General features: G+C 71.7%; 13 protein-coding genes. 11 read left to right on the top strand and 2 right to left on the bottom strand.

Going from position 1 to position 14,015, the window contains the following annotated elements:
- Position 1 precedes the first annotated feature (1 nt).
- Both DVR05_RS02550 and DVR05_RS02545 read left to right on the top strand, forming a co-directional pair.
- Positions 2-520, top strand: a complete 519-nt coding sequence (locus DVR05_RS02550; protein WP_198659011.1) for a flavin reductase family protein — start codon at positions 2-4, stop codon at positions 518-520.
- Positions 517-2,139 (top strand): acyl-CoA carboxylase subunit beta, encoded by a 1,623-nt coding sequence (locus DVR05_RS02545; protein ID WP_198659010.1) that lies wholly within the window; start codon positions 517-519, stop codon positions 2,137-2,139. Before DVR05_RS02550 ends, DVR05_RS02545 begins: the two co-directional genes overlap by 4 nt.
- Here the strand turns inward: DVR05_RS02545 and DVR05_RS02540 are convergent.
- A complete protein-coding gene (locus DVR05_RS02540; RefSeq protein WP_116244167.1) occupies positions 2,136-2,792 on the bottom strand; it encodes a TetR/AcrR family transcriptional regulator in 657 nt (218 codons plus the stop codon). The two genes, DVR05_RS02545 and DVR05_RS02540, sit on opposite strands and share 4 nt — an antisense overlap.
- A 788-nt stretch (positions 2,793-3,580) precedes the next feature.
- On the opposite strand from DVR05_RS02540, the gene DVR05_RS02535 reads away from it, so the two are divergent.
- From DVR05_RS02535 to DVR05_RS02495, 9 genes are all read left to right on the top strand, one after another.
- Positions 3,581-4,405, top strand: coding sequence for a helix-turn-helix transcriptional regulator (locus DVR05_RS02535; protein ID WP_198659009.1), 825 nt, complete (start codon positions 3,581-3,583; stop codon positions 4,403-4,405).
- A gap of 3 nt (positions 4,406-4,408) precedes the next feature.
- Positions 4,409-5,383: a DUF1702 family protein gene (locus tag DVR05_RS02530; RefSeq protein ID WP_116244166.1), complete on the top strand. Its 975-nt coding sequence runs from the start codon at positions 4,409-4,411 to the stop codon at positions 5,381-5,383.
- Positions 5,384-5,471: 88 nt separating this feature from the next.
- Positions 5,472-6,476, top strand: a complete 1,005-nt coding sequence (locus DVR05_RS02525) for a DUF1702 family protein (protein ID WP_369974487.1) — start codon at positions 5,472-5,474, stop codon at positions 6,474-6,476.
- Positions 6,473-7,819 (top strand): cytochrome P450, encoded by a 1,347-nt coding sequence (locus DVR05_RS02520; RefSeq protein ID WP_198659008.1) that lies wholly within the window; start codon positions 6,473-6,475, stop codon positions 7,817-7,819. Before DVR05_RS02525 ends, DVR05_RS02520 begins: the two co-directional genes overlap by 4 nt.
- A 43-nt stretch (positions 7,820-7,862) precedes the next feature.
- Positions 7,863-8,432 (top strand): DUF5987 family protein, encoded by a 570-nt coding sequence (locus DVR05_RS02515; RefSeq protein WP_116244164.1) that lies wholly within the window; start codon positions 7,863-7,865, stop codon positions 8,430-8,432.
- Positions 8,429-10,081: an FAD-dependent oxidoreductase gene (locus DVR05_RS02510; protein WP_116244163.1), complete on the top strand. Its 1,653-nt coding sequence runs from the start codon at positions 8,429-8,431 to the stop codon at positions 10,079-10,081. Before DVR05_RS02515 ends, DVR05_RS02510 begins: the two co-directional genes overlap by 4 nt.
- 29 nt (positions 10,082-10,110) lie before the next feature.
- Positions 10,111-11,142, top strand: a complete 1,032-nt coding sequence (locus DVR05_RS02505) for a carboxymuconolactone decarboxylase family protein (protein WP_116244162.1) — start codon at positions 10,111-10,113, stop codon at positions 11,140-11,142.
- Positions 11,139-11,954, top strand: a complete 816-nt coding sequence (locus tag DVR05_RS02500; RefSeq protein ID WP_232831944.1) for a TIGR03084 family metal-binding protein — start codon at positions 11,139-11,141, stop codon at positions 11,952-11,954. The genes DVR05_RS02505 and DVR05_RS02500 overlap by 4 nt, the downstream gene beginning before the upstream one ends.
- A 90-nt stretch (positions 11,955-12,044) precedes the next feature.
- Entirely contained in the window at positions 12,045-13,583 is a 1,539-nt protein-coding gene (locus tag DVR05_RS02495) for a 4-hydroxyphenylacetate 3-hydroxylase family protein (protein WP_116244186.1), read from the top strand.
- Positions 13,584-13,639: 56 nt separating this feature from the next.
- Here DVR05_RS02495 and DVR05_RS02490 read toward each other — a convergent pair whose 3' ends face one another.
- Entirely contained in the window at positions 13,640-14,014 is a 375-nt protein-coding gene (locus DVR05_RS02490; protein ID WP_116244161.1) for a biotin/lipoyl-containing protein, read from the bottom strand.
- Between the last annotated feature and the right edge of the window lies 1 nt (position 14,015).

The raw sequence follows: 14,015 nt of genomic DNA, 5'->3' as shown, positions 1-14,015 counted from the left end.
CGTGGTGGACCTGCGCCGGGTGATGTCCACGTTCGCGACCGGGGTCACGGTGATCACGGTCGGCGGAGACACCCCCCACGGCATGACGGCCAACGCCTTCTGTTCGGTCTCCCTCGACCCTCCCCTGGTCCTGTGCTGTGTCTCCGGGACCGCCCGGCTGCACAAGGCGGTCGTCGCGCAGGGGCACTTCGCGGTGTCGGTGCTGTGCGCCGAGCAGGAGGACACGGCCCGGTACTTCGCGAGCCGCGGCCGGCCGGAGGGTCTGGAGCAGTTCGCCTCGGTGGAGTGGTTCCCCGGGCCGAGCACGAGGGCGCCCCTGATCGCCGACGCCCTGGGATGGATGGAGTGCCGGGTGACGGAGGAGGTCGAGGCGGGCGACCACTCGGTGTTCGTCGGCCGTGTCCTGCACACGGAGGTCGGGGCGGACCGGTCGGCTCTGCTCTTCCACGGCGGCGCCTTCCAGGGGCTGGGGTCCGGGCCGCGGACCGGTGAGGTGAACGGCCGGGTGGGGTCGCGATGAGCACCTCCGAGGCCGACCTCAGACCCGTGGACGTGTCCCGGCCCGCGCGGCCGGGCGCGGCCCCGGCGCGCACCATGGCGGAGTTGCGCTCCGAACGCGACACCCTGCGCGGGCTGACGGAGGCGGGCGACCCGACCGGCGTCGAACGCCAGCACGCCCTGGGCAAACGCACGGCGCGGGAGCGGCTGGACCTGCTCCTGGACGAGGGGTCCTTCGTTGAACTGGGGGTGTTCCGCCGCCGCCGCGACGAGGGGCCCGCCACGGAGGGCAGACGGCCGTACACCGACGGCGTCGTCACGGGGGCGGGGACCATCGACGGGCGGCGTGTGTTCGTCTACGCCCAGGACTTCACGATCCTGGGCGGATCACTCGGCGCCGAGCACGCCAGGAAGATCCACCGGGTGATGGACCTGGCCCTGGACAACGGCGCGCCGCTCATCGGCCTCAACGACAGCGGCGGGGCCCGTATCCAGGAGGGCGTGGCCTCGCTGGACGGGTACGGGGGGATCTTCCGGCGGCACGTGGCCGCCTCGGGGATCATCCCCCAGATCAGTGTGATCCTGGGCCCCTGCGCGGGCGGCGCAGCCTACTCGCCCGCCCTGGCCGACTTCACCTTCATGGTCCGCGGCACGGCCCGGATGTTCCTGACCGGCCCGGACGTGATCGCCGCGGTGAGCGGTGAGCGGGTGGGGCCCGAGGAGCTGGGCGGCGCGGACGTCCACGGGCTGCGCACCGGGGTGGCGACCGTCGTCCACGACGACGAGGAGGAGTGCCTGGCGGACGTGCGCCACCTCGTCTCCCTGTTGCCGGACAACAACCTCTCCTCCCCGCCCGAGGAACCCCGACCGGGGGACCCGGAGGGGGAGCGGCGGCCCCGGCTGGCCGAGATCGTCCCGGCGGAGCCGAACCGGCCCTACGACATGCGCGAGGTCATCGCCGAACTCGTGGACGAGGGCGACCTCTTCGAGGTCCACGAGGGGTGGGCGCCCAACGTGCTGTGCGCCCTGGCGCGGATGGACGGCGCCGTGGTCGGGGTCGTGGGCAACCAGCCGATGGTCCTGGCCGGGGTCCTCGACAGCGACGCCGCGCAGAAGGCCGCGCGCTTCGTCCGCTTCTGCGACGCCTTCAACATCCCCCTCGTGACGCTGGTGGACGTCCCGGGCTTCCTGCCGGGGACCGACCAGGAGCACTCGGGGGTGATCAGGCACGGGGCGAAGCTGCTCTACGCCTACTGCGAGGCGACGGTGCCGCGCGTCCAGGTGATCGTGCGCAAGGCCTACGGGGGCGCCTACATCGTGATGGACTCGCGCTCCATCGGTACGGACCTGTCGCTGGCCTGGCCCGGCAACGAGATCGCGGTGATGGGGGCGGAGGGCGCGGTGAACGTCGTCCACCGCAGGGAGCTGCGGTCGTCGGCCGACCCGGAGGCGCTCCGGGCGCGGCTGGTGGCCGACTACCGGCGGCGGCTGATGCACCCCTACCGGGCCCCGGAGGAGGGGTTCGTCGACGACGTGATCGATCCCGCCGACACCCGGCTGGCGGTCCTGCGGGGGCTGGCCGTGCTGCGGGACAAGAGGAGGGAGCAGCCCAGGCGCAAGCACGGCAACGTGCCGCTCTAGGCGTCGCACGGAGGCGGGAGGAGGCCGGCGGACGCGGCGACCGACGTCCGAGCGGACGTCGGGTCGTCGCCGCACCCCACCATCAGGGAGACGAGTTGGTCCTCGAAACAGCGTTCGGCGTCGTAGGGCGGGATGAGGTAGGAGCCGAGGTGCAGGGCGGTGAGCCCGTGCATGGCGATCCAGAGCCGGTGCGCGACCAGCTCCGGGTCAGCGGGGTCGAACCGCCCGGACCCGACACAGCGCTCCACGCACGTGGTCACGTGGCGGAGCGTGTACCGGCCGTGCTGCCGGTCCTCCTCCGACAGGCTGAAGCCCGCGATCGAGCAGCCGCCGAACATGACCGGGTACAGGTGCCGGTTCCTGGACGCGTTGTCGACGAAGGACCGGCCCAGGAGGGCGAGGTCGCGGACGGGGTCGTCGGTGGGACGGACCCGGGCCAGGCTCTCCTCCAGGCGGGCGAAGCCCTCGCGGACCATCGCGTGCACCAGTCCGCCGATGCCCGAGAAGTGGGTGTAGACGGTCATGGTGGAGCTGCCGGACTCGCGGGCGATCCTGCGGGTGGACAGGGCCTGGGGACCCTCCGAGGAGAGGAGCCGGGCGGCCGTGTCGATCAGTGAGGTACGTAGCCGCGGGTCTGCTTTACGTGGACTCATGGAATCACTATCGGATCCCCGGCCCCGGCCCCTCTACTCGTGCTCAGCCTTCCTCGCGGCGGCCCCGGGCGACGCCGCCGCATCCGGGCACCGGGTCCGCCGGGAGCCGGAGACCGGGGCATCCCGGAGTGGGACGACCCCCGCCGGTCGGCGGGGCCCCCGGCGCCGCTTGGCGGTCCCTTTCCCGCTCTGGTCGATATCTGACCAAGAAACCAATAATCAAACTATCGATGGTCGGGGGAGAAATGATCTTTCCCGTTTCTCTGGCGGTTTAATCTTCCTCGACTGGAGTTGGGTCAAGTCCGCTGGTGTGGCTTAGGTGCTTTCTGATAGAGATCTGTCCCCACCCTGGGAGTTTCACGGATCGTGGATGCTGCGTGACTTTGTGTGCCTGATTCTTTCGTTCGTTGGAGCCCTGTTCAGGGGTACTTTTGTGTGGTTTCAGTGTGTGCGTCGCAATTTTGGAGATGAGGTGCGGCGGCGGTGGTGTGACGATGGGGCGGTGCCTGTTCCGAAGGGTGAGGGCATGGTGGCGATACGGAAAGGATGTTGTGTCCGCCCGATTATTGGGATGCCACGAACCGTGGTCCCACCGTCTCCTGGCGTGAGTGAGGTTTTCGTGGGTTCACCGTCCAGTCCGAGTTCGCTTTCGCCGACATCCGGATTCCGGCTTCAGCGGGCCTGAGTATTGATCGCCGATACCCGTGTTCGGCCCGGCCGTTCCCACCGTGCTGTGAGGGCTTCCGTTCGCCGATGTCCGAAGGCTGATCCCGAGTTGGGAGAGAGCAGTGGAGAGTTCCGTCCGTCAAGCTGTCGCGTTCATCCGTAGCCGCTATTACGAGCCCATCACCCTCAGCGAGGTTGCTGCTGAGGTCTTCGTCAGCCCCTACCACTTCTCAAGGATCTTCTCGCGCACCATCGGCCTCACCCCCGGCCGCTACCTGACGGCGGTCCGCCTGTTCGCGGCCAAACGCATGCTCCTGACCACGGACCTGACCGTCTCCGACATCGTGTGCAGCGTCGGATACAACAGCGTGGGCACCTTCACCAGCAGGTTCACCCGGGCGGTCGGCATGTCCCCGACCCAGTACCGGTCCCCCGCCGTCGCCAGACTGACGGTCGCCGCCTCCGACGACTTCGCCCGCATGCCGGACCTCGGGGACATGATCGAGGCCAACCGCGGTCGGTCCCGCGCCTCAGGGGCGACCAACACCCTGCGCGGCACCCTGGAGATCCCCTCCCAGGTGTGCGGCGCGGACGCCGTGGTGGGGCTGTTCCACGACGCGGCACCCCAGAGGGCTCCGGTGGCCTTCGAAGCCTTCACCGCCCACGGGCGGACCGAGTTCGAGGTGACCGGTGTGCCGAGCGGCTCCTACCACGTCATCGCCGTGGCCATGCCGCACGGCGCCGGCGCGGCGGCCGGTCGGGTCCTGACGGCCAACACCCGTAGACAGGTCACGATCGCCGCCGGGCTCAACACGTACGTGTCCCTGTCGGCGCGGCCGACCGAGGAGACGGTCACACCGATGGCCGTGACACTCGCCGACGTCTCGGCTGCCGGCGCGGACTCCCAGCGGACCGCGGACCTGAGCCTCCAGCCGACGGTGGCCTGAACCGTGGTGGGGCGGATCCCGCGCGCGGTGGCGCGCGCACTGCTCGCACCTCCCCTGGCCGAGGTCGGATTCGCGCGTCGGGGCTTTCCCGGTCGCGACGCGCCCGCGGCACGGAACCTGGAGCGGATCCCCGAAGCCGTGGTCTGCGGTTTCGAGTGGGGAATGGAGGCACGACACCTGGGGGAGGCCGAACACCGCCTGGAGACGGTGGACGCCGCGCTGCGCGGGTTCGCCTACGAGGGCACGGTCATGGCCTTCACCGTGCGCGACGCCCTCCCCGCCGGCCGCTCCGACCGCACCCGCGACCTCATGGACGGTCCGGCCAGACCGCACACCTTCCTCGCCTACATCGGGATCGGGTTCGCCATGGCCCGGTTGCCCCGGCGCCTGTGGCGCGGGGTCCTCCCCGAACTCACGGACAACCCCTACCACCCCACCATGAGCTGGTTGGCCGTGGACGGTTACGGGTTCGACCTCGCCTACTTCGACACACGGCGCTGGGTGGACCGCCAGGACGCGCCCCACACGTATCCGTGGCTCGGCGCACCCGACTACTTCCCCCGAGCCTTCGACCAGGGGGTCGGCCGCGCGCTGTGGTTCGTCCACGGCGCGCGGTGCGCGGCGGTCGCCGACGCCGTGCGCGCCTTCCCACGACGGCGCCGCCCCGACCTGTGGAGCGGGGTGGGACTCGCCGCCGCCTTCGCGGGCGGCGCCGAGCCCGCCCCGCTGGCAGAGCTGCTCCGCGCGGCCGGTCCGGAGGCGCCCCACGTCGCGCAGGGCGCGGTGTTCGCGGCCAAGGCACGGGTGTACTCGGGGTGCGTTCCCGACCACACCGAGTCCGTGGTCCGCGCGCTCACCGGACTGAGTGCGGCCGCGGCGGCCGCGCTGGCCGACGACCACGCGGTGGAACCCGGGGAGTACGGCGGTGTGCCCGCCTACGAGGTGTGGCGATCCGGAATTCGCGAACATTTCAGCTGACGTACATCCGGGGCGCCGCAATCGCGGAGTAGCCCCGCGCCGACCGGTGTCGGCAGCATGGAAAAAAGAAATCGACCGTGTCCGTCGCATGTGGCGGGAGGACGAAATGGCCAGTGTGATCGGTGTGCTCAGGCGCCGGATCATCACGCCGAAAACGACTGAGACCACGTTGGAGAAACGTGGTTTCCACGACAAGGGTCCCGCTGGCCGTGATGTTCTGGAAACGGTGGGAAAATCTTTTCTGACCGGCCTCGGCGACGCTTTGGAGACGGGGTCGGCGGAACGGACCGACGAACGCCTCGCCCCGCTCCCGGCCCGCTACAAGGGTTTCGCCTACGAGGGCGCGGCGATGGGGCTCGCCCTGGTCGACGCGATGTCGTTGCGGGGCGGGCGGATCCGGCGCTTCCTGGAGGGACCCGGCGCGCCCCACATCTACATGGCCTACGTCGGCATCGGGTGGGCCATGGCCCGTCTTCCCAGGCCGCTGTGGCCGGACACGGGCCACCTCGACCCCCTGCTCCGCTGGCTCGTCCACGACGGCTACGGCTTCCACCAGGCCTACTTCCACACCGACGAACACGTGCATCGGCGGGCGGTGGACGGTCGCGCGGCCAAGTACACCGGTGACGGGGCCTACGGGCTCCGGGCCGCGGACCAGGGGATCGGCCGGGCCCTGTGGTTCGTGGGCGGGACGGATGTCGACCGGGTCGCCGACCTGGTCGGATCGTTCCCCTGGCGGCGTCGGGCCGACCTCTATGCCGGGGTGGGGCTGGCCGCCACCTACGCGGGCGGCGCCGACACGGACGAGCTGCACCGGCTTCGCGAACACGCGGGAGAACACGTCCACCACCTCGCGCAGGGCGGCTCCTTCGCCGCCGAGGCCAGGGTGCGCGCGGACCTGGTCGTCCCCCACACGGAGACGGCGGCCCGGGTCCTGTGCGGCATGGACGCGGAGAAGGCCGCCCGACTCTCCCGGGACCTGCGTCCCGAGGCGTCCGGCCCCGAGGATCCCGCGCGTCCCCACTACGAGGAGTGGCGGGCCCGCCTGGTCGACGAGTTCGCACTCCGGGACGGAGGAGGTGCGAGCTCGTGACCCGGACGGACCGGCGCCACCCGCCGCGGACCCCGCCCTCGGCGATCCCCGGAATGCTGCGCGACCTCCTCACCGACCGGCTCGCCATGATGTCCACAGCGGTCGAACGCCACGGTGACGCCGTGCGCATGGCCGCCGGGCCCAAGACCCTCTACCTCTTCAACCATCCCGACCACGCCAAACACGTGCTGGCCGAGAACCACGGCAACTACCACAAGGGAATCGGCCAGGTCCACGCCAAGCGGGCCCTCGGTGACGGTCTGCTGACCAGCGAGGACGGGTTGTGGCGCGCCCAGCGCCGGACCATCCGCCCGGTGTTCCAGCAGCGCAGGATCGCCGCCCAGGCGGACGCGGTGGCCAAGGAGGCCGTCGCCCTCGCCGACCGGCTGAGGGCACGGGCCGGACGGGGCACCGTGGACCTGGTGGAGGAGGCCACCTCCCTGACCCTGGGCGTCCTGGGCCGGACCCTCCTGGACACCGACCTGCACGCCTTCGACACCATCGGCGCCGCCTTCGAGGCCGTCCAGGACCAGGCCATGTTCGACATGGTCACGCTGAACTCCCTCCCGGTGTGGCTGCCCTTCCGCACCCAGACGCGGTTCCGGCGCGCCCGCGCGGAACTCGAACGGATCGTGCGACGGCTGGTCCGGGAGCACACCGCCGACGGGGACGCGGACGACGCGCTCTCGCGCGTACTGGCCGACGCCGCCTCGGAGACCGACCCGCGGCTCCGTTCCCGCCGTGTGCGCGACGAACTGGTCACGCTGCTGCTGGCCGGTCATGAGACCACGGCCAGCACCCTGAGCTGGGCGTTTTACCTCGTGGACCGCAATCCCGGTACCGCGGAGCGGCTCAGGGAGGAGGCGGTGCGCGTCCTCGGGGACCGCGCGCCGACCCACGAGGACCTCCACAGGTTGACCTTCACCACGATGGTCGTCCAGGAGACCATGCGCCTGTACCCGGCGGTGTGGATCCTGCCGCGCGTGGCGCTGGCCGACGACGAGGTGGGCGGCTACCACGTGCCCGCCGGATCGGACGTCCTGATCTGCCCCTACACCCTGCACCGTCGCGCCGACTCCTGGAGCGACCCCGAGCGGTTCGACCCCGAACGCTTCGCCCCGGACCGCCGCGACGACCGGCACCGCTACGCCTATATCCCCTTCGGTGCCGGACCGCGGGTCTGCGTGGGCAGCAACCTGGGGATGATGGAGGCCGTCTTCGTGCTCGCGGTCATCGCGCGCGACCTGCGCCTCACCCTCCCACCGGGCCACCGGGCGTTCCCTGAGGCCATGCTCTCGCTGCGCGTACGCGGCGGCCTCCCGATGCACGTCCACGAGGTCTAGGACACCGGACACACGACGCGCCCCACCACGACAGGAGACGACCATGCCGAGGGGAACCCCCGACACGGAAAGTGACGAGACACTGACTCTGGAGGCGTTCGCCGACACCATCCTCCCGGGCGCGAAGCGCGGACCGGACGACGTGAGCGTCGCGGGGCACTCGCACGACGCCGGTTCGGTCGAGGCCGGAGCGCTGGAGCTGCTGCGAACCCCCGCGACGGGCCTGACGTCCGGGCTCGCGGAGTTCGTCGAACTCCTCAACGGGCACGCCGAACGGTACGCGCGCGAGCACGGCCTGCCCACGGGCGGGCGGCTCCCGTCCTTCGTCCGGCTCTCCTTCGAGGACCGCACCGCCCTCGTCCGAGCGCTGACCTCGCCCGGCCACCCGGAGAAGGAGTTCTGGGTGATGCTCGCGCTCTTCTGCAACATGGCCTTCGACAGCGCGGCCCACATGAGCACGCCCGCCGCCATCGCGGCCGGGCACCCCGGGCTGACGGCGATGGGTTTCGCCGCCCCCGACCCTGACGGGCTGCTGCGCTTCAAGGAGTACTCCTACGGCAGGCCCCTGGCCCGCCTCCACCCGGACACGACACCCTCGGGGAGCCCCGCATGACGGCCACGGAGAAGACCGACGTCCTCGTCGTCGGCAGCGGATTCGGCGGCGCCATCACCGCCTACCACCTCGCGGCGGGCGGTGCGCGCGTCACCGTCCTCGAACGCGGTCCCTGGCTGGAGACCGAGGAGCTCGAACACGACTTCCTCCTCGGCTCCTCGTACACCCGCGCCTTCGACTTCACCGTGGGCGACGGGATGAGCGTGCTCGGCGGCAACTGCGTGGGCGGCGGGAGCATGGTGTACTTCGCCGCGCTGCCCCGGGCGCCCCGGTTCGTCTTCGAGCGGCGGGGCTCGATCGGGCGGCGCATGTGGCCCTCCTCGATCAGCCGCGACACCCTCGACCCCTGGTACGACCGCGTCGCCGAGGCACTGGGGGTGCGTACCCAGGACTGGTCCGACGTCAGCTACGCGGGCGGGCTCTGGGGCGCGGCCTGCGACCACTCCGGGCGCACGGCCAACCCGGTCCCCGTCGCCATCGACAAGGACGCCTGCGTCAACTGCAACTGGATGATGGCGGGCTGCCGGTTCGAGGCCAAGAAGTCCCTGGTGTTCAACTACCTGCCCGCCGCCGTCGCACACGGGGCGCGGATCCGGCCGTTGCACGAGGTCCAGCGGCTGGAACGGCTCGACGACGGCGGATACCGGGTCCACTACAACGTCATCGACGACAGCGACTACCGGGTCACCACCGACTCGGGCGCCATCGACGCCAGGATCGTCGTGCTCGCGGCCGGGGCCGGAGCCACACCCGTCATCCTCAAGCGCTCCGAGGAGCGCCTGGGCACCATGCCGCACGCGGTGGGCCGCTACTTCTCCGGAAACGGAGAGCGGCTCAACACCGCCGTCATCAACGAGGACCGGGTCCGCGACGTCCTCGGCCTGTCCCGCGACGACGAACGCGCCTACGAGGCGTTCCAGGTCGGCAAGGGCCCCTGCGTGGCCAACTGGGACCGCCTCGACCCGGCGCTGCCGGAGTACTCCCGCTACTCGCTCGAACAGCTCTACTTCCCCCCGGCCCTGGGCACCATCCTCGCCCAGACCCCCGGCGCCCCGACACCGTCGTGGTTCGGCGCCGACAAGAAGGAGATGCTCCGCCGCTGGAAGTCCTGGCTGATCATCTTCACCATGAGCGAGGACGACAACGAGGGCGTCTTCGGCGCGCCCCCGCCCACGGGCAACGCCGTGCGCCTGTCCCAGCAGATGCTGGGCCGCGGTCCGCTCACCTACCGGCCCACGGCCAACACCTGGCACGGCTGGACGAGCGCCGACGCAGAGGTCAAGGAGATCCTGGAGAAGGACGGGATCGCGAGCGTCGCCCCCTGGACCAACGACCTGGTCGGGGCCTACACCGTGCACCCGCTGGCCTCGTGCCGGATCGGCGACGACCCGCACACCTCGGCCCTGGACGACCGGCACGAGCTGAGAGGCCACCCCGGGATCTTCGTCACCGACGGCTCCTCGGTGCCCGGAGCCCTCACCGTCAACCCGGCGATGACCATCGCCGCCCTCGCCGAGCGCTCCGTGCCCGGCATCGTCGAGGCTGCCCGAGCGCGCGGCGTCGACGTCACCTACGGCGCTCCCGCTCCCGACGGCGCCACGTCGGGGCGCGGGGGCGTCCTCCACCTGGCCGACCGGTCCTCGGCCTGACCGGACACTCCGACACGGGAGGAGGCCCCGTGCTCCGTTCCATCCTGCGGGCGGCCGTACGCCGGTCGCTGAACGAGGTGCGCCACATCCGTCCCGACCCACCGGGGCGGGCGCGCGGCCGGGCCGCCGACCTCCACCGCCGGGTGGAGCGGGACTTCGGCGTCCTCGCCCCGCCCGTGGCCATGCTCTCGCCCGCCCCGGAGTGCGCCGCGGCGACCTGGACGGCGCTGCGCGAGTCGCTCCTCGTGCCGGGGCGGACCACACGGGACGAGCGGGAGGCCGTCGCCACGGCCGTGTCCCGGGCCAACACCTGCCCCTACTGCGTGGAGGTGCACGGCGCGACCCTCGGCTCCCTCGACGGGACCGGGAACGGCGCCGACACCCCCGACCCGCGGTCGCTCAGACCGGTCACCCCCGCCGAGGGAGCCGAACTGGGCGCGGTCGAATTCACCTTCCACCACATCAACCGGCTGGTCAACGTCTTCCTGCCCGACTCGCCCCTGCCCGGCTTCGCGCCCGGGCCGGTACGGGGGCGGCTGCGGAGCGCCACGGGAGCGGTGATCGCCGCCCGAACGGGCCCGCCGCCGGCCCCCGACACGTCGTTGGAACTGCTGCCCCGGACCGCCCGGAACGCGCCCGTCCCCCCGGACCTGCGCTGGGCCGCAGGGGAACCGCGGATCCAGCGCGTCCTGGCCGGGGTGGCCGCCGCCGTCGACGAGGCCGGGGCCCGGGTCCTCCCGGGCTCCGTCCGGGACCTGGTTCACCAGCACCTCCGCGAGCACGGCACCGCCCCCGCAGGGGTCAGCCGCGCCTGGGCGGAGGAGCCCGTCGCCGCGCTGCCCGCGTCCGACCGGGCCCTGGGGCGGCTGGTCCTGCTCACCGCGCGCGCCTCCTTCCAGGTCGGCGACGACACCGTCGCCGAGTGCCGCCGCGTCGGACTCGACGACGCCGACCTGGTCAGGGCCGTCTCCTGGGCCGCGATGGCTGCGGCCCGCCACACCACCGCCCGCACCCTCGCATCCGTACCCCCCACCGAACCCAAGCAAGGGAACCAGACGTGAACAACCTGCCCAACGTCATCACCGAACTGCCCGCCGTCATCGACGACCTGGCCGCGGAGGCGGCCCAGATCGACGCCCTGGTGGCCGACCTGGACCCGGCCGACTGGGCGCGCGAGACCCCGGCCCCGGGGTGGACCGTGGCCCACCAGGTCGCCCACCTCTCCTTCGTCTTCCGGCTGGCCGGGACCGCGGCCTTCGACGCCGACGCCTTCGCCGCCATGACGGCCGAGGCCGGCAAGGATTTCGACGGGGCGGTGAACGCGGTCCTGCGGACCTACCCCCTGGACGACCCCGGGAAGCTGCTCGCCCGCTGGCGCGCCGACCGCGACTTCGCGGTGGAGGCGCTCGCGGCGGCCCCCGCCGACCAGCCTGTGCCCTGGCTCGTGCGTCCCATCCCCCCGGGCGTCCTGGCCTGCGCGGGCATGATGGAGGTCCTCGCCCACGGCCAGGACATCGCCGACACGCTGGGCGTCGTCCCCGAGCGCACCGACCGGATCGGCAACGTGGTCGGGTTCGCCGTGATGGTCTGGGAGTTCGGCTACCAGTCCCGGGGGCTCACCCCGCCGGACACCGAGTTCCGCTTCGAGCTCACCTCGCCCTCGGGCGACAAGTGGGAGTTCGGCCCCGCCGAGGCCGAGCAGCGGATCACCGGGGACGCCGCCGACTTCTGCCTGCTCGTCACCCGCCGCCGCCACCGCGACGACCTCGACGTCTCCGCGGTCGGAGCCGACGCCGACCACTGGCTCGACATCGCCCAGGCCTACCGGGGCCCGGCCGGGCCCGGCCGGAAGCCCGGCCAGTTCTCGTCCTGACCCGTCCGGAGCGGAGGGGCCCGTCCGGGGCGGCGTCCGCCCCGGACGGTCCCCGCGTGAGAAGTGGAGCGTTCCCGTATGAACCGACCGATGACAGGCCGGGAGTACGTCGACAGCCTGAGGGACGACCGCGAGGTCTACCTCCACGGCGAGCGTGTGAAGGACGTCACCGTCCACCCGGCCTTCCACAACCCCGTGCGGATGACCGCCCGGTTGTACGACGCCCTGCACGACCCCGAGACCAACGGTGATCTCGTCGCGCCCACCGACACGGGTTCGGGCGGGTTCACCCACAAGTTCTTCACCGCGTCCCGCTCCGTGGACGACCTCGTCGCCGACCAGCGGGCCATCGCGGCGTGGTCGCGGCTGAGCTACGGGTGGATGGGACGCAGCCCCGACTACAAGGCGTCCTTCCTCGGCACCCTCGGAGTCAACGCCGACTACTACGCGCCCTTCGAGGAGAACGCGCGCCGGTGGTACAGGGAGTCCCAGGAGAGGGTCCTGTACTGGAACCACGCCATCATCCACCCGCCGGTCGACCGGAACCGCTCCCCCGACGAGGTCTCGGACGTGTTCGTCCGCGTCGAACGGGAGACGGACGCGGGTGTGGTCGTCAGCGGCGCCAAGGTGGTGGCCACGGGGTCGGCCCTCGCGCACTACAACTTCGTCGCCCACTACGGACTGCCGATCAGGCGCCGGGAGTTCGCGCTGGTGGCGACCATTCCCATGGACGCCCCGGGGGTGAAACTGCTGTGCCGTCCCTCCTACACCGCTGCGTCGGCCGTCACCGGCAGTCCGTTCGACCACCCCCTGTCCTCGCGCCTGGACGAGAACGACACGATCCTGGTGCTCGACAAGGTGCTCGTCCCCTGGGAGAACGTGTTCGTCTACGGCAACGTCGGCAAGGTCCAGATGTTCGCCGAGCACTCGGGGTTCACGGAGAGGTTCACCTTCCACGGCTGCACCCGCCTGGCGGTGAAGCTGGAGTTCATCGCCGGCCTCCTCGCCAGGGCGCTGGAGATGACCGGCACGCACGAGTACCGGGGAGTCCAGAGCCGCCTGGGCGAGGTGCTCGCCTGGAAGGACCTCTTCTGGGGCCTGTCCGACGCGGCGGCCCGCAACCCCGTCGAGTGGCGTGACGGCGCGCTGCTGCCCAACCGGCGCTACGTCATGGCCTACCGGTGGTTCATGCAGGTCGGCTACCCCCGCGTGGTGGAGATCGTCCGACAGGACGTCGCCAGCGCCCTCGTGTACGTCAGCTCCGGGGTGGAGGACCTGCTGTCCCCCGAGGTGCGGCCCTACCTCGACAGGTACGTCCGCGGGACGGGCGGGGCGGGGGCCGAGGAGCGCACCAAGGTCATGAAGCTGCTGTGGGACGCCACGGGGACGGAGTTCGGCGGGCGCCACGAACTCTACGAACGCAACTACGCGGGCAGCCACGAGAACACCCGGATCGAACTCCTCCGGTCGCAGGTCTCCTCGGGGGAGATGGACGCCTTCAAGGAGTTCGTCGACACCTGCATGGGAGAGTACGACCTGACCGGGTGGACCGTTCCCGACCTGCGTTCCTTCAACGGACTGCGGGAGGCCGGCAGGGACCTGCTCCGCGACGGATCCGACGACGTGTGAGACGGGAGGGGCGGGGCGCACCGACGGTGCGCCCCGCCCCTCCCGTCTCACACGTCTCAGCCTCCTTCCCGCTCCGCGTCCTGGCCCCCGCCCTGGGGCCTGCGGCGGCGCCTGCGCGTCGGCCGGTGGCGCCGGGCGCCGTGCCCCACCAGCATCGGCGCCTCGGCGCCACCGTCGTCGTCCGGGCCGTCCCCGACCTCGACGGAGATCAGCGCGGTGCCCACCGCGGCGACGGTCCCCTCCTCCACCAGGAGTTCGGTGACGACTCCGGTGAAGGGGCAGGGCAGTTCCACGGCGGACTTGGCGGTCTCGACCTCGACCACCGGCTGGTTCACGTCCACCCTGTCCCCGGAGGCGACCAGCCACCGGAGGATCTCCGCCTCGGTGAGCCCCTCACCCACGTCGGGCAGGCGGAAGTAACGTCGTCCCATA

The organism is Nocardiopsis sp. FIRDI 009 (assembly GCF_003386285.1).
In the GTDB taxonomy this organism is placed as follows: Bacteria; Actinomycetota; Actinomycetes; order Streptosporangiales; family Streptosporangiaceae; genus Nocardiopsis.
The sequence above is the reverse complement of the archived record's forward strand: the minus strand, read 5'-3'. Positions and strand labels throughout refer to the sequence as shown.